At 71.9% G+C, this 14,860-nt stretch carries 16 protein-coding genes; 6 read left to right on the top strand and 10 right to left on the bottom strand.

Features of this window, described 5'->3' with window-relative positions; translation table 11 throughout:
- Positions 1–68 precede the first annotated feature (68 nt).
- Positions 69–914, top strand: a complete 846-nt coding sequence (locus Q9R26_RS05020; protein WP_182064418.1) for a LuxR C-terminal-related transcriptional regulator — start codon at positions 69–71, stop codon at positions 912–914.
- On the opposite strand, the gene Q9R26_RS05015 is transcribed toward Q9R26_RS05020, so the two are convergent.
- The 7 genes from Q9R26_RS05015 to Q9R26_RS04985 all read right to left on the bottom strand — a co-directional run bounded on the left by Q9R26_RS05015 (position 898) and on the right by Q9R26_RS04985 (position 9,872).
- Positions 898–1,596: a response regulator gene (locus tag Q9R26_RS05015; RefSeq protein WP_182064419.1), complete on the bottom strand. Its 699-nt coding sequence runs from the start codon at positions 1,594–1,596 to the stop codon at positions 898–900. The genes Q9R26_RS05020 and Q9R26_RS05015 overlap by 17 nt on opposite strands.
- Complete coding sequence (locus Q9R26_RS05010; RefSeq protein ID WP_262139484.1) at positions 1,593–4,085, bottom strand: ATP-binding protein; 2,493 nt, start codon at positions 4,083–4,085, stop codon at positions 1,593–1,595. Before Q9R26_RS05010 ends, Q9R26_RS05015 begins: the two co-directional genes overlap by 4 nt.
- 121 nt (positions 4,086–4,206) lie before the next feature.
- Entirely contained in the window at positions 4,207–4,809 is a 603-nt protein-coding gene (kdpC, locus tag Q9R26_RS05005) for a potassium-transporting ATPase subunit KdpC (protein WP_311226708.1), read from the bottom strand.
- A 2-nt stretch (positions 4,810–4,811) separates the two neighbouring features.
- Complete coding sequence (kdpB, locus tag Q9R26_RS05000) at positions 4,812–6,908, bottom strand: potassium-transporting ATPase subunit KdpB (RefSeq protein WP_311226707.1); 2,097 nt, start codon at positions 6,906–6,908, stop codon at positions 4,812–4,814.
- On the bottom strand, positions 6,905–8,587 hold the full coding sequence (kdpA, locus tag Q9R26_RS04995) for a potassium-transporting ATPase subunit KdpA (RefSeq protein ID WP_311226706.1): 1,683 nt from the start codon (positions 8,585–8,587) through the stop codon (positions 6,905–6,907). Before kdpA ends, kdpB begins: the two co-directional genes overlap by 4 nt.
- A complete protein-coding gene (locus tag Q9R26_RS04990; protein WP_017887940.1) occupies positions 8,587–8,676 on the bottom strand; it encodes a potassium-transporting ATPase subunit F in 90 nt (29 codons plus the stop codon). The genes kdpA and Q9R26_RS04990 overlap by 1 nt, the downstream gene beginning before the upstream one ends.
- A gap of 251 nt (positions 8,677–8,927) precedes the next feature.
- Positions 8,928–9,872, bottom strand: a complete 945-nt coding sequence (locus Q9R26_RS04985; RefSeq protein WP_311226705.1) for a WYL domain-containing protein — start codon at positions 9,870–9,872, stop codon at positions 8,928–8,930.
- Positions 9,873–9,934: 62 nt separating this feature from the next.
- On the opposite strand from Q9R26_RS04985, the gene Q9R26_RS04980 reads away from it, so the two are divergent.
- Positions 9,935–10,354: a VOC family protein gene (locus tag Q9R26_RS04980; protein WP_311226704.1), complete on the top strand. Its 420-nt coding sequence runs from the start codon at positions 9,935–9,937 to the stop codon at positions 10,352–10,354.
- 91 nt (positions 10,355–10,445) lie between these two features.
- Positions 10,446–10,979: a hypothetical protein gene (locus Q9R26_RS04975; protein ID WP_311226703.1), complete on the top strand. Its 534-nt coding sequence runs from the start codon at positions 10,446–10,448 to the stop codon at positions 10,977–10,979.
- Positions 10,980–10,992: 13 nt separating this feature from the next.
- Here Q9R26_RS04975 and Q9R26_RS04970 read toward each other — a convergent pair whose 3' ends face one another.
- Positions 10,993–11,859, bottom strand: coding sequence for a putative RNA methyltransferase (locus Q9R26_RS04970; protein ID WP_311226702.1), 867 nt, complete (start codon positions 11,857–11,859; stop codon positions 10,993–10,995).
- A gap of 34 nt (positions 11,860–11,893) precedes the next feature.
- Here Q9R26_RS04970 and Q9R26_RS04965 point away from each other — a divergent pair, with 34 nt between their 5' ends.
- The 3 genes from Q9R26_RS04965 to Q9R26_RS04955 all read left to right on the top strand — a co-directional run bounded on the left by Q9R26_RS04965 (position 11,894) and on the right by Q9R26_RS04955 (position 14,229).
- Entirely contained in the window at positions 11,894–12,649 is a 756-nt protein-coding gene (locus tag Q9R26_RS04965; RefSeq protein WP_262139498.1) for an SDR family NAD(P)-dependent oxidoreductase, read from the top strand.
- Between the two features lie 91 nt (positions 12,650–12,740).
- Positions 12,741–13,679: an aldo/keto reductase family oxidoreductase gene (locus Q9R26_RS04960; RefSeq protein WP_182064430.1), complete on the top strand. Its 939-nt coding sequence runs from the start codon at positions 12,741–12,743 to the stop codon at positions 13,677–13,679.
- Between the two features lie 22 nt (positions 13,680–13,701).
- Positions 13,702–14,229, top strand: coding sequence for a GNAT family N-acetyltransferase (locus tag Q9R26_RS04955; RefSeq protein WP_311226701.1), 528 nt, complete (start codon positions 13,702–13,704; stop codon positions 14,227–14,229).
- A gap of 93 nt (positions 14,230–14,322) precedes the next feature.
- On the opposite strand, the gene Q9R26_RS04950 is transcribed toward Q9R26_RS04955, so the two are convergent.
- Both Q9R26_RS04950 and Q9R26_RS04945 read right to left on the bottom strand, forming a co-directional pair.
- The gene (locus Q9R26_RS04950; protein ID WP_311226700.1) at positions 14,323–14,535 is read right to left on the bottom strand and encodes a hypothetical protein; all 213 of its coding nucleotides are present in this window, start codon (positions 14,533–14,535) and stop codon (positions 14,323–14,325) included.
- Positions 14,536–14,599: 64 nt separating this feature from the next.
- Positions 14,600–14,830 carry a hypothetical protein gene (locus tag Q9R26_RS04945; protein ID WP_311226699.1) on the bottom strand — a complete coding sequence of 77 codons (231 nt, stop codon included), beginning with the start codon at positions 14,828–14,830 and terminating at the stop codon, positions 14,600–14,602.
- Positions 14,831–14,860: the final 30 nt, after the last annotated feature.

Genomic DNA, 14,860 nt, shown 5'->3' with positions numbered 1-14,860 from the left:
GCCCCGGCAGGGGCCCCATCCCATCGGGTGGGCCCGTCCGCTCGGGTGGGACGGGTACGGTCACCTCCATGGACGCATCGGTCGACAGCCTGGAGGCCCGGGGCGGCTCCGCCATCCGGCTCGCTGCCGCCGAGCACGCCCGCACGGTCGCCGAGCAGGCGGACCGGCACGCGCTCACCCTCGAGTCCGTCCTCGCCGTGCTCCGGTCGTCGCGGGTCACCGACGCGGCCGCCCGGGCCGAGGCCGTCGAGATCGCCTCGGCCGCCCTGGTCGACCTGCGCACCGTCACGGACCAGCAGCGGAGCACCCTGCTCGAACCCGTCACCGGCGCGTTCTCGCGGTTGCGCGCCGACCTGCGACCGCTCGTTCGGTTCGGCGACCTCGACGTGCAGTTCGTCGAGCCGCCGGCCACCGGCCGTGCGCTCCCGGGTGACGTCGCCCACGCGGCCCGGGCCATCGTCCGGACCGCGGTGCTCGCCCTGGTCGACGACGGTGCGGCGAAGCGGGTGCGCATCCAGTGGGACTGCGACGGCCGGAACCTGCTCATGCAGCTCCGCGACGACGGCTCCGGCACGCTCGACGTGCACGACGACGCGATGCGGCCGATCGCGGAGCGGGTCGTCACGCTCGACGGGCGGGTGCAGGTCGCGAGCACGCCCGGCTGGGGGTCCGTGCTCGACATCTCACTGCCGCTCGACCCGCGGCCAACCGAGGTGGACGCGGTCGACGACGGCGACCTGACCCCGCGGGAGCGCGACGTGCTGCGGCTCGTGGCGACCGGTGTCGGCAACCGGGAGATCGCCGAGGGACTCGGCATCAGCGTCAACACCGTGAAGTACCACGTCGCGAACCTGCTGCGGAAGCACGGCGCCCGGACCCGGGCGGAGCTCGCGGCGTTCAGTTCGCGGGCGTGACGCCGCCGGGAGCGAAGCGGTACCCCATGCCGGACTCCGTCACCAGGTAGCGGGGGTGCGCGGGATCCGGCTCGAGCTTCCGCCGCAGCTGCGCCATGTACAGCCGCAGGTACCCGGAGTCGTTGCCGTGCGTCGGCCCCCAGACCTCGGTCAACAGCATCTCGCGGGTCATCAGGCGGTCCGGGTTCGTGACCAGGACCTCGAGCAGGCGCCACTCGGTGGGCGTCAGGCGGATCGCGGGACCCTCCGCCGGGGTGACCTGCTTCGCGACGAGGTCCACGAGCAGCGGTCCGATCGCGATCGTCGGGGTCTCCTCCGACGCCACCACCCGCCGCCGTCCGAGCGCCCGCAGCCGGGCGAGCAGCTCGTCCATCTGGAACGGCTTCGTCACGTAGTCGTCGGCTCCGGCGTCGAGCGCGTCGACCTTGTCGGACGAGTCGGTCCGCCCGGAGAGCACGAGGACGGGCACCTGCGACCAGGCCCTGACGCCCTCGAGCACACCGATGCCGTCGAGCCGGGGCATGCCGAGGTCGAGCAGCACCAGGTCGGGGCGCTCGGTGATGACGGCGTCGATCGCCTCGCGCCCGTCCCGAGCCGTGACGACGTCGTACCCGCGCGCCGAGAGCGTCACCGAGAGCGCGCGGACGAGCTGCGCGTCGTCGTCAGCGATCAGGACCTTCATCGGATCTCCACTCCCACGTGCCCGGCGATCGGCAGCCGCACCACGACGGTGAGCCCACCGCCGGGGGTGTCGTCGACCTCGATCGTGCCGCCCATGCCCTCGGTGAACCCGCGCGCGAGCGCCAGGCCGAGCCCGAGGCCGGTCTCGTTGTCGGTGTCGCCGAGTCGCTGGAACGGCTGGAACACCTCGTCACGGCGGTCCTCGGGGATGCCGGGGCCGTGGTCGGCGACGCGGAGCTCCACCCCGCCGGCGAACGCGCTCGCGGCGACCCGGACGTGGGTGCCGTCCGGCGCGTACCGGGCGGCGTTCGCGAGCAGGTTCACCACGACGCGCTGCAGCAGGACCGGGTCGGCGAGCACCGGCGGCAGGTCCGCGGGTAGGTCGAGGTCGACGTCGTCGGGGCCGAGCTCCAGCTCGTCGAGTGCAGGGGCGACCACCGTCTCGAGCGCGATCGCAGCCGGGGTGACCGCGAGGACACCGGCCTGGACACGACTGACGTCCAGCAGGTCCGCCAACAGCACCGCCAGCTGACCGAGGCTCTCGTCGGCGGTCGCGAGCAGCGCCTCCCGGTCGGCCCGTGACAGGTCGATGTCGGGCGCACGCAGCGTCTGCACGGCGGCGGAGGCCGCTGCGATGGGTCGGCGCACGTCGTGGCCGACGGCCGCGAGCAGCGCACTCCGGACCCGGTCGGCGGCGGCGATGCGCTCGGCGCCGACGGCGGTGCGTGTCAGCTCGCGGTGCTCGACGGCGGCGTCGAGCTGCTGCTCGACGACCCGCAGCAGCCGGCGCTGGGTCGGGTCGTCGGGCGCGCCGGCGAACTCGAGCACGGCGCCGGACGCCAGCGTCGTCGACGCGTCCGGCGTCGCGCCGAACTCGCCGGAGGTCGCCGGCACCTCGTCGCCCTGGCGGATCCGGACGCCGGCGAAGCCGAAGGCCTCACGGGTGCGGTCGAGCAGCGCCTGCAGGGCGTCGTCGCCGCGGAGCACGCTGCCGGCGATGCCCATCAGGAGCCCGGACTCGGCAGAGGCCCGACGGGCGGCACGTGATCGGCGAGCGGACCGGTCGACCACGAAACTGACCAGCACCGCACTGATCACGTACATGACCAGGGCGAACAGGTGCCACGGCTGCTGGACGGTGACCATGTAGAGGGGTTGCACGAAGAAGTAGTCGAGACTCAGCCCGGACAGCACGGCCGTGAACACCGCCGGCCACATCCCACCCACCAGCGCCACGACCAGGACGAGCAGCTGGTACGCCAGCACGTCCACCGTGATGGCGTCCGGGTCGCTGCCGATCGACAGTACCCAGGTGAGCAGCGGCCCGACCAGGACGGACAGGACGAACGCGGCGACCACCCGGCCGCGTGACAGGCTGCCGCCGAGCTTGGGCAGGGTGATCCCGCCGCCGGCGCGCTCGTGCGTGACGACGTGGACGTCGATGTCGCCGGACTCGCGGATCACGGTGTTGCCGATCCCCGGACCGGTCATGGCGGCCGCGAGCCGGCTGCGGCGGCTGACCCCGATCACGATCTGGGTGGCGTCGATCGACCGCGCGAACCGTACCAGCGTGCTCGGCACGTCGTCGCCGACGACCTGGTGGTAGGTGCCACCGAGCTGCTCGAGCAGGGTCCGCTGCTTGCCGAGCGCGCCGGGGTGCCGCTCGCGCAGGCCGTCGTTCGTCGTGACGTGCACGGCGGCGAGCTCGCCGCCGGCGCTGCGGGCGGCGATCCGGGCACCGCGGCGCAGCAGGGTCTCGCCCTCGGGGCCTCCGGTCAAGGCGACGAGCACGCGCTCCCGGGTCTCCCACCGGTGCTCGATGCCGTGCTCGGCGCGGTAGGCCTTGAGCGCGTCGTCGACCTCGTCGGCGAGCCAGAGCAGGGCGATCTCGCGCAGTGCGGTGAGGTTGCCGAGGCGGAAGTAGTTCGACAGCGCCGCGTCGATCCGGGCCGCCGGGTACACGAGGCCGTCGGACAACCGCTCCCGCAGGGCCGCCGGGGCGAGGTCGACGACCTCGATCTGGTCCGCCGCGCGCACCACGGCGTCGGGGACCGTCTCGCGCTGCACGGTGCCGGTGATCTCGCGCACGACGTCGCCGAGGGACTGCATGTGCTGCACGTTGACGGTGCTCACCACCGAGATCCCGGCGGCGAGGAGCGCCTCGACGTCCTGCCAGCGCTTGTCGTGGCGACCACCGGGGGCGTTCGTGTGCGCGAGCTCGTCGACGAGTGCGATCTCGGGGGCCCGGGCGAGGACGGCGTCGAGGTCGAGGTCGTCGAGCTCCACCCCGCGGTGGGAGACGGTGCGGCGGGGCACGACCTCGAGCCCGTCGACCAGGGCTGCGGTGGCGGCGCGCTCGTGCGTCTCGACGACGGCTACGACCACGTCGCGACCCTCGTCGAGCAGGCGACGCCCCTCTTCGAGCATCGTGTAGGTCTTGCCGACACCGGGCGCCGCACCGAGCAGGACCCGCAGCTTCCCGCGCTTCACGTGCTCATCCTCTCGCGTCGGTCGGCCGGTCTCCGCAAAACACCGGTGTTCACCTGTCGCGCCGCGGATTGCGGGTGTTCGACGCGCGAGCACCGGTGTCTTGCGGAGGGGTCACCCACGCTCAGGACGCCTTCGCCAGCGCCAGGTTGAGCGCGAGCACGTTCACGACCGGCTCGCCGAGGAACCCGAGCTGCCGCGATTCGGTGTGCGACTGCACGAGCGCCCGCACCGAGTCCTCCGAGACGCCCCGCGCCGCAGCCACTCGAGCCACCTGCTGGGCCGCGTAGGCGGGGCTGATGTCCGGGTCGAGGCCCGAACCGGACGCGGTCACGGCGTCGGCGGGCACCTGCGCGGCGGGGACCCCGTCGGCCTTCGCCAGCGCCGCACGGCGCTCCTCGACGGCCTTGAGCAGGTCGGGGTTGTTCGGCCCGAGGTTCGAGCCGGAGGACGCACCGGCGTCGTAACCGTCCTCGCCGGCGGCGGACGGCCGCGACTGGAACCAGCGGTCGGCCTGCTCGCCCGTGAACGACTGCCCGATCAACGAGGAACCGACGACCGTGCCGGACGAGTCCGTGACCATCGAGCCGTTGGCCTGGTCGTGGAACGCCGCCTGTCCGACGCCCCAGACGGCGAGCGGGTAGCCGACGCCCAGGACGACGGTGGCGACGAGGGTGAGGCGGATGGCCACACCGGCGGAACGGAAGGTGGAACGTGCAGATGCCATGACTAGAACCCCGGGATGAGACCGACGACGAGGTCGATCAGTTTGATGCCGATGAAGGGGACGACCACGCCGCCCAGCCCGTAGACGAGCAGGTTGCGGCCGAGGATCGACGATGCTGCGGCCGCGCGGTACTTGACGCCACGCAGGGACAGCGGGATGAGCGCCACGATGACGAGCGCGTTGAAGATGACCGCCGACAGGATCGCGGACGACGGGCTGTGCAGCCCCATGATGTTGAGCGCCGCGAGCCCCGGGAACGCCGCCTGGAACATCGCCGGGATGATGGCGAAGTACTTCGCGACGTCGTTCGCGATGGAGAAGGTGGTCAGGGCACCGCGGGTGATGAGCAGCTGCTTGCCGATGCGGACGACGTCGATGAGCTTGGTCGGATCGGAGTCGAGGTCGACCATGTTGCCCGCCTCCTTCGCCGCCGTCGTGCCGGTGTTCATCGCGACGCCGACGTCCGCCTGGGCCAGGGCCGGGGCGTCGTTGGTGCCGTCACCGGTCATGGCGACGAGGTTGCCGCCCTCCTGCTCGCGCTTGATGTACGCGAGCTTGTCCTCCGGCGTGGCCTCGGCGAGGAAGTCGTCGACGCCGGCCTCGGCGGCGATGGCCTTCGCGGTGCGGGGGTTGTCGCCGGTGATCATCACGGTGCGGATGCCCATCTCGCGCAGTGACGCGAAGCGCGACGCCATGCCGTCCTTGACGACGTCCTTCAGGTGCACGAGACCGAGCAGCGTGACCACACCGTCCGCGGAGCGGCGGCCGACCACGAGCGGGGTCCCGCCCTGGTCGGAGACCTCGGCGACGGTCGCGTCGATCGCAGCCGTCACACCGGCTTCGGGGGTTCCGGCCCAGGCGAGCACTGCAGCAGCAGCACCCTTCCGGATCTGCGACCCGTCCGGCAGGTCGAGACCGGACATGCGCGTCTGCGCCGTGAACGGCACCTCGACAGCCCCGTCCGGCAGGATCGGCGTCACCCCGGCGTCCGCAGCGAGCGACACGATCGAGCGTCCTTCCGGTGTGCTGTCGGCAGCACTCGACAGCGCGGCGGCCTCCATGAGCGAGGCCTCCGACACCCCCGGCACCGGCACCACGCGGGATGCCCGACGGTTGCCGTAGGTGATCGTGCCGGTCTTGTCGAGCAGCAGCGTCGTGATGTCCCCGGCGGCCTCGACCGCACGACCGGACATCGCCAGCACGTTGTGCTGCACGAGCCGGTCCATGCCGGCGATGCCGATCGCGGAGAGCAGGGCTCCGATGGTGGTCGGGATGAGGCAGACGAGCAGGGCGATGAGCACCGGCACGCTGACCGTCGCACCGACGAGTCCCGCGATGGGCTGCATCGTCAGGCAGACGATCACGAAGACGATCGACAACGAGGCGAGCAGGATGTTCAGCGCGATCTCGTTCGGCGTCTTCTGCCGTGCCGCACCCTCGACCAGGCGGATCATCCGGTCGATGAAGGTCTCACCCGGCGTCGAGGTGATGCGCACCACGATCCGGTCCGACAGCACCCGGGTGCCTCCGGTGACGGCGCTGCGGTCGCCGCCGGACTCGCGGATGACCGGTGCGGACTCGCCCGTGACGGCCGACTCGTCGACCGAGGCGATGCCGTCGATGACGTCGCCGTCGCCCGGGATGACCTCGCCGGCGACGACCACGACGACGTCGCCCTTGGCCAGGTCGACGGACGCGACCTCCTCGGTCTCGTTCGCGGTCGCAGCCGCGTCGGCCTGCGTGTAGCCGAGCACCCGTCGGGCGCTCGTGGTCGAGCGGGTCTTCCGCAGCGTGTCGGCCTGGGCCTTGCCCCGGCCCTCGGCCACCGACTCCGCCAGGTTGGCGAAGACGACGGTCAGCCAGAGCCACACGGCGATGGCGATGGTGAACGCGGACGGCTCGACGACGGCGGCTGCCGTCGTCAGCGCCGCGCCGACCTCGACGATGAACATGACAGGGTTCCGCCACATGAGTCGCGGATCGAGTTTCCGCAGGGCGCCCGGGAGGCCCGCCACCAGTTGGCGGGGCCCGAACGCGGACGAGCGGGTGGCCGGCTCCGGGGCGGTGGTCGCCTCGTGCTCGGAGGTCACGGTGGTCATGACAGTCCTTCTGCGAGCGGACCCAGTGCGAGCACCGGGAAGTAGGTGAGTGCGGTGACGATGACGGCGACGCCGCCGAGCAGCCCGATGAACAGCGGGCGGTGGGTGGGCAGCGTGCCCGCGGTCTCCGGCACGCGGTCCTGGGCGGCGAGCGACCCGGCGAGCGCCAGGACGAACACCATCGGCACGAAGCGGCCGAGCAGCATCACGACGCCGAGCGAGGAGTTCATCCAGGTCGTGTTCGCGGTGAGCCCGCCGAAGGCCGAGCCGTTGTTGTTCGCACCCGAGGTGAAGGCGTAGAGCAACTCGGAGAGTCCGTGGTTGCCGGGGTTGTAGATCGACGTGCCGAGCACCTGTTCGCGGACGCCGGGGATCACGAGCGAGAGCCCGGTGGCGACGAGCACGAGCGTCGGCGTGACGAGGATGTACAGCGCCGCGAAGGTCATCTCCTTCGCGCGGATCTTCTTGCCGAGGTACTCGGGCGTGCGACCGACGAGTAGACCGCCGATGAACACCGTGATGACGGCGAGCACGAGCATGCCGTACAGGCCGGAGCCGACGCCGCCGGGGGTGACCTCGCCGAGCATCATGTTGAGCATCGCCATCATGCCGCCGATGGGCGTGAAGCTGTCGAACATGCCGTTCACCGCACCGGTCGAGGTCGCGGTCGAGGTCGTGCCGAACAGCGTTGTGCCGAGGATCCCGAACCGGGTCTCCTTGCCCTCCATCGCGGCCCCTGCGGCGTGCGTCGCGGCACCGGCGCCACCGAGCTCCGCGATCGACATCACCGACAGGGACACCAGGAAGATCGCGCCCATCACGGCGAGGATCGCGTAGCCCTGGCGGTCGTCGCCGACCAGCCGGCCGAACGTGCGGGGCAGCGAGAAGGGGATGACGAGCATGAGGAACACCTCGACGAGGTTCGTCCACGCCTGCGGGTTCTCGAACGGGTGCGCCGAGTTCGCGTTGAAGTAGCCGCCACCGTTCGTGCCGAGCTCCTTGATCGCCTCCTGCGAGGCGACGAACCCGTCCGGGATGTGCTGCGTGCCACCGACGAGCGTCGTGACGTCGGTGCCGCTCCCCCACGACTGGATCACTCCGCCGGCGACGAGCACGATCGCGAAGACGAACGCCCCGGGCAGCAGCAGTCGGCCGAGTCCGCGGACGACGTCCACCCACACGTTGCCGAGCGTGCCCGACTTCCGGCGGGCGAACCCGCGCACCAGGGCGACGGCGACGGCGAGGCCGACGGCGGCGGACAGGAAGTTCTGCACCGCGAGGCCGCCCATCTGCACGGCGTAGCCGACGGTGACCTCCGGCGAGTAGGACTGCCAGTTCGTGTTCGCGACGAACGACGCCGCGGTGTTGAACGCGAGCGAGGGTCCGACGGCCGGCAGCCCGAGGTCGCCGGGCAGCACGACCTGGATGCGCTGCAGCAGGTAGACGAGCAGGAGCCCGACGACGCTGAAGAGCAGCACGCCCCGCAGGTACACGGGCCAGGACTGCTCGGCGTCCGGGTCGACCCCGATCAGCCGGTAGACCCCGCGCTCGACCCGGTTGTGACGGACGGGCGTGAAGACCTTCGCCATCCAGTCACCGAGCGGGCGGTACGCGACGACGAGCAGCAGGACGAGGGTGGCGACCTGGGCGATGCCCGCCCAGACGTCCGCGGCGCCCACTAGAAGCGCTCCGGACGCACGAGCGCCCAGACGAGGTACACGACTGCGGCGATGCCGAGGACGGCGGCCGCGATGGTGATGCCGATCACAGCCGTTCCACCCCCTTGGCGATCAGTGCCACCACGCCGAACACGGCGAGGACACCGGCGACGACGAACACGTCGAACACGAGGGACTCCAGAAGATCTGCGGTGTCCGCGCCGGGTGACGCGGACCGGCACCACGAGTGGTGCCGAACCGATGCTGGGTCCTGCGCCGCGCCTCCAGACCGCTCCTAACGGTTCCCTCACGCCGCCCTGGCCGACGCATGCGCCGCCCTAACGCGCGCGACCGACCCAGCTCAACCGGCCGCCGTCGCGAGTCGTCTCGACAGCTCGGAGACCGCACCGCGCAGCTCGTCCGGCCCCTCGACCCGCACCGGCACGATCAACCCCGCAACGACGCCAGCGAGTCCGTCCCACGACCACGACCCGAGGGTGACGCGGGCGCGGTCGCCCTCGAGCTGCTCGACCACGGCGTCCTCGGGCAGGTACGGCGCGATCGTCCGAGCATCGCCCGCGGTCATCGACACCGAACCGGTGCAGGGCCACACGTCGTCGACCGCGGACCCCTTGAACCGCGCAGACACGAACGCCGCCGCATCGCCACCGGGGATCGGTCGCGGCGTGAAGGGGACACGGGTGCGCATCCGCGGCGTGATCCGGTCGATGCGGTGGGTGCGCCAGTCGTCGCGGTCGGCATCCCAGTCGAGCAGGTACCAGCGACCGTTCCGGACGACGACGGCGTGCGGTTCCACCCGGTGCGGGGTCTCGTCCTCGCCGTACCCGAAGCGGAACACCTCGCGAAGGTGAACGGCCTCACTCACCGCCACCAGGACCTCCGGGTCGGTGATGGTCCGGCTCGTCGCGGTCACGGCCTGCACCGCGTCGACCCGGGACCGCAAGCGCGCGGGCATCACCTGCCGAACGGTCGCGAGGGCACGGGCCGCCGACTCGGCGACGTCCGCCCCCGATGCCGGCGCCACGGCGAGCGCCAGGGCGATCGCCACCGCCTGGTCGTCGTCGAACAGCAGCGGGGGCAGGTCGGAGCCGGCCTCGAGCCGGTAGCCACCGGCCGGGCCGCGGAGCGCCTCGACCCGGTACCCCAGGCCGCGGAGCCGATCGACGTCGCGGCGGACGGTGCGGGAGCTGACCTCGAGCCGTCCGGCCAGCTCGTCGCCCGGCCAGTCACGGTGCACCTGCAGCAGGGAGAGCAGCGCGAGCATGCGTGCGGAGGGTCCGGCCATGTCGTCCATCTTCGTCCGAGAAGCGGACACGATCTGACCGCATTGCCCGTCATCCTCGTCCCATGAGCATCGAAACGACAACCCACCTCAACTTCGACGGCGACGCCCGCGCGGCGCTCGACTTCTACGCATCGGTCTTCGGCGGCGAGGTCACCGCCGCCACGTACGGGCAGATGGGCGCCCTGGACGACCCGGCCTGGGCCGACCGCATCGTCTTCGGCCAGGTGTCCACCGACGGCGGCTTCCGGATCATGGCCTTCGACGTCTGGCCCGGCCAGCCCTACGACCAGGGATCGAACGCCTTCTACGTGTTCGTGCACGGCGACGACACCGCCGAGATCGAGCGGTACTGGGCCGCACTGTCCGACGGCGCCGAGGTCCGGCAGCCCCTCGAGCCCTCGGCCTGGGCACCGTTGGCCGGGCAGCTGTGCGACCGGTTCGGCGTGGTCTGGCAGCTCGACGTCGCGGCCCCGACCGAGTGACGCGGCGGTGCGGTCGGGACGGCCCGGCCGCACCGACGCTCGGTTTGTGAACCGCTTCCCCACGGAAACCGGCCGCCGGTAGCGTGCTGGCATGCCCGAGTTCCGTCCGATGCCCGGCTACGAGCTCGGGGACGGATGGACGGCCGCCCGCCGACGCCGCTCCCGGGTCGGCAGCGCGTGGCGGTGGGCCGGGCCACCGGTCGCACTCATCGCCGTCGTCGCTGCCGCGCTGCTGTTCCACTGGTACGCGGGCGTGGCCGACCAGGTCGAGTGGCAGTGCGCGGTGTCCAGCTGCGGTACGAACGACCCACGGTCCTTCGCGCCCGAGGGGTGCTGGGCGCTCCTCGTGCTCGCCGGGCTCGGTACCGTCCGGATCCCCGGGCGGTGGTGGTGGACGGGCGCGCTCCTGCTCGGGTTCGCACTCGTCGCCGCCTGGTCGATCGACTGGTGGCGGATGCCCGGGATCGACCTCGGACTGTTCGTGACGCCGATCGGAGCCGGGAGCGTGGGCGCCGTGCTCCTGCTCGCCCGGACCGGGATGGCCGTCGACCGTGCGCGCGGGCGAGCCCACACCGCCCGTCGGTGGGCCGAACAGGGCAGTCCGCGGGACGTCGGCGAGCGCTGATCAGGTCGGAGGATCAGCCCGAGCGGCTCCACGTGCTGACCGTCACGGTCGCGGTCACACTCGTCGGCGCGAACACCTGCTCCGCCGCGACGTGGTGGTGGCTCGGTCCCATGTGCACGACGTCGTGGACGTCCTCCGCCGACAGCTCCATCGTCCACGTCAGGTCCTCGGAGGACCGCAACACGAACGACGGCGTCAGGGAGTCGTGCAGCCGGCGCTCCTTCTCCGGGTCCACGCTGATCGTCGCCTCGGCGAGCTCCGCCAGGTGGCCGGTCCGCGGGGTCACCACCGCGAGCACGCCGTCGGGGTGCAGGACGCGGGCGTACTCGGTCTGGTTGCGGGGTGCGAAGACGTCCAGCACGACCGCGGCGGCGCCGTCGACGACCGGGAGGCGCTCGGTCACGTCACCGACGACGGCCCCCGCCCGCTCGTGGATGCGTGCCGCACGTCGGATCGCGACGGCCGACAGGTCCAACGCCACCCCCAGTCGTCGAGTCGGCTGACAGCCGACAGGTGCAAGCGCGTCCGGCGCGACCACGGGCCTCCCGTCCGCCGCGCGCAGCGCATGCGCCAGGTAGGTCCCCGGACCCGAACCGACGTCGAGCACGATGCCGGGCGCGGTGGCGTCCGCGACGATCGCGGCGAGCGCCCGCTCGACGGGCGCGTAGTGCCCGCGCCCCAGGAACCGCAGCCGCGCGTCGACCATCTCGGTGGTGTCCGCGGTGAGTGCCCGCCGCTTCGCGGGCAGGAGCGTCAGGTGGCCCTGCTTCGCCTCGTCGAACCGGTGACCGTTCGAGCAGCCGACCTGGCCGCCGTCGACGCGACCGAGGGGCTCGGCGCACACGGGGCAGGCGAGCATCGGCAGCAGGTCGTCACGCACCGGCCCAGCGTACGGGCCTCGGTAGCCTGACCGGATGTCGCTGCAGCAGCTCTTCGGCCTCGACGGACGCACCGCACTCGTGACGGGAGGCAGCTCCGGCATCGGCCGAGCCATCGCCACCGCGCTCGCGGACGCGGGTGCCCACGTGCTCGTCGCCGCCCGGACCAGGTCCGCCATCGACGCGACGGTCGACGACGTCCGCGCTGCTGGCGGGTCCGCCGACGGCGTCGTCGCGGACCTGTCCACGCGCGCCGGAGCACACGCGCTCGCCGATGCGGCCGGCGACGTCGACGTCCTCGTGAACTCCGCCGGCATCAACCTCCGGCCACCGATGGCCGAACTCGACGAGGCCACCTGGGACGCCACGATGGCCGTCAACCTCGACGCGCCGTTCGTGCTCGGGCAGCGGCTCGCACCCGGCATGGCGGCCCGTGGGTACGGACGGATCGTGTCGATCAGTTCACAGCAGGCCCACCGCCCCTTCGCCGCCAGCGGCGCGTACGGGGTCTCCAAGGCCGGCCTGGAGGCGCTGGCCCGGTCCCAGGCAGAGGCCTGGTCCGCGCAGGGGGTCACCTCCAACGTCCTCGTCCCCGGTTTCGTGCGCACTCCGCTCAACGAGCGGCTCGGTTCCGACCCGGCGACGGTGGCGGCCCTCGCCGCACGGACGCTGGTCGGCCGGAACGGGCTGGCGTCGGACTTCGCCGCGGCGGCGGTGTTCCTCGCCGGGCCCGGGTCGGCCTACGTCACGGGGCAGTCCATCGCGGTCGACGGCGGGTTCTCCGTCCACTGAGGTCGACGTGTGCCGACGGCGGGGGTCCGAACGCGCCTGAGGTACTGGCAGGGCCTGCCTGTGCCGGGGACCGGCTGGCAGGATCGACGGCGTGAAGACACTGGAGTTGCCACAGACAGACCTCACCGCCTCCGACGTCGTCGTCGGACTGATGCGGATCAACGACATGAGCGACGAGGACATCCGCTCGCTCTACAGCGCCTCGCGTGATGCGGGTGTGAACATGTTCGACCACGCGGCGGTCTACGGCGAATGGCACGGCTGCGAGGAGCGGTTCGGCGCGGCCGTCACGCTGTCGCCCGCGGAGCGCGCCGAGATCGTGCTGCAGACCAAGGTCGGCATCCGACCGACGCCGAAGGGCGCCTACTTCGACTTCTCGTACGAGCACATCCTCGAGTCCGTGCACGAGTCGCTCGAGGCACTGCAGACCGAGTACGTCGACGTCCTGCTGCTGCACCGCCCCGACGCCCTGGTCGAGCCGGAAGAGGTCGCGAAGGCCTTCGACGAGCTGCACGCCGCCGGCAAGGTGCACCACTTCGGCGTCTCGAACCACACCCCCGGCCAGGTCGACCTGCTCAAGAAGCACGTCCGCCAGCCGCTCGCGTTCAACCAGGTGCAGCTGAGCATCACGCACGCCAACGTGATCTCGCAGGGCCTGACCGCGAACATGGGCGGCCTCGAGCAGTCGATCTCCCGCGACAACGACATCCTCAACTACTCGCGCATCAACGACATCACGCTGCAGGCCTGGTCGCCGTTCCAGAAGGGCTTCTTCGACGGGGTCTTCCTGGGCGACCGTGAGCAGTACGCCGAGCTGAACGACGTGCTCGAAGAGGTCGCCGCCGCACACGGTGTCACCCCGACCGGCATTGCGGTCGCGTGGATCACCCGCCACCCCGCGCACTTCCAGGTCGTCCTCGGCACGACGAACCCGCAGCGCGTGCGGGACTCGGCAGCCGGCTCGGACGTCGAACTCTCGCGCGAGGAGTGGTACCGCATCTTCACCGCCGCGGGGCACACCGTTCCGTGAGTCGATCGGGCAGGGTGGGGTCGTGCTCCACGACCTCACCCTGCCCGTCCGCCTGTCCGCCCGCGCCGGTTCGGTGGTGGTGCGGAACGCGGTCGACAGCGACCTCGACGCACTGATGGCGCTGCTCTCCGACGACCCGATCAGTGCGGCCCGCGGGGACGTCGCCGCCCCGGAGGACCGCCCGCAGTACGCCGCGGCACTCCGATCGATCGCGGACGACCCGGCGAACGCGCTGCTCGTCGCCGAGGACACCGACGGTCGGCTCGTCGGCACGCTGCAGCTCACCCGGATCCCGGGGATGGCCCGCCGCGGTTCGACGCGGCTGCTCGTCGAGGCGGTGCGGGTCAGCAGTGCACTCCGCTCCGGCGGCATCGGCAGTGCCCTGATGCGCTGGGTCACCGACGTCGCGGCGCCTGAGCTCGGGACGCCGATCGTGCAGCTCACCTCGGACGCTGCACGGACCGATGCGCACCGGTTCTACGAGCGCCTCGGCTTCACCGGCTCGCACGTCGGGTTCAAGTACCGCATCCCCGGCGTCGGCGCACGCTGACGTTCCTTCCCAGAACGCGCGCGATGCAAGGCGCTTCCGGGCGTACCTGGTCGAAACTCCGGACCAGGTACGCCCGATTCGACCAGGCGCGCGCTAGTCGTCGGAGGCGGAGTCCGCAGACCGCGGTATCGGCACGTCTACGTCGACCGGGGACACCCCGGCGGGGTCCGCGGAGGCACCGCCCACGACGTCGAACGAGATCCCGAGCATCGCCGGGTCCTCGTCGAGTTCGAGCCCGTCCTCCTTCGCCTGGTCCTCCGGGATTGCACGGCCACCGGACGGGTCCCACGAGTTCGCGATCGACATGCGCACGAGCATGCCCGAGCCGCTTGGCAATCGCCCAAGAAACCCCGGAGGAGCCCCGGAACGGTCAGAGGTCGTCCGGGTGCAGCCGCTCGCCGGCGTGCGGACGCCGGAACACCGGGCCGCCGCCAGCCTCGTCCTCGTCGTGGTGGCTGACGGGCGAGACGCTCGGGTCGGCGGAGTCGTCGCCGACGTCCGCGCCGCGGTCCGCCTCCATCTCGAGTTCGGACTCGTCACTGCCGTCCACGGGGATGGACCGGCCCTGCTGTTCGGGATCGAACGGTGCGCTCATCGACATGGGGCGAGCATGCTCCCGCTCGGTGAACGT

The sequence above is a fragment of the Curtobacterium sp. BRB10 genome (assembly GCF_031844325.1).
Taxonomy (GTDB): Bacteria; Actinomycetota; Actinomycetes; order Actinomycetales; family Microbacteriaceae; genus Curtobacterium; species Curtobacterium poinsettiae_A.
Note: the sequence above shows the minus strand (reverse complement) of the source record. Positions and strands in the feature narration are given on the sequence as shown.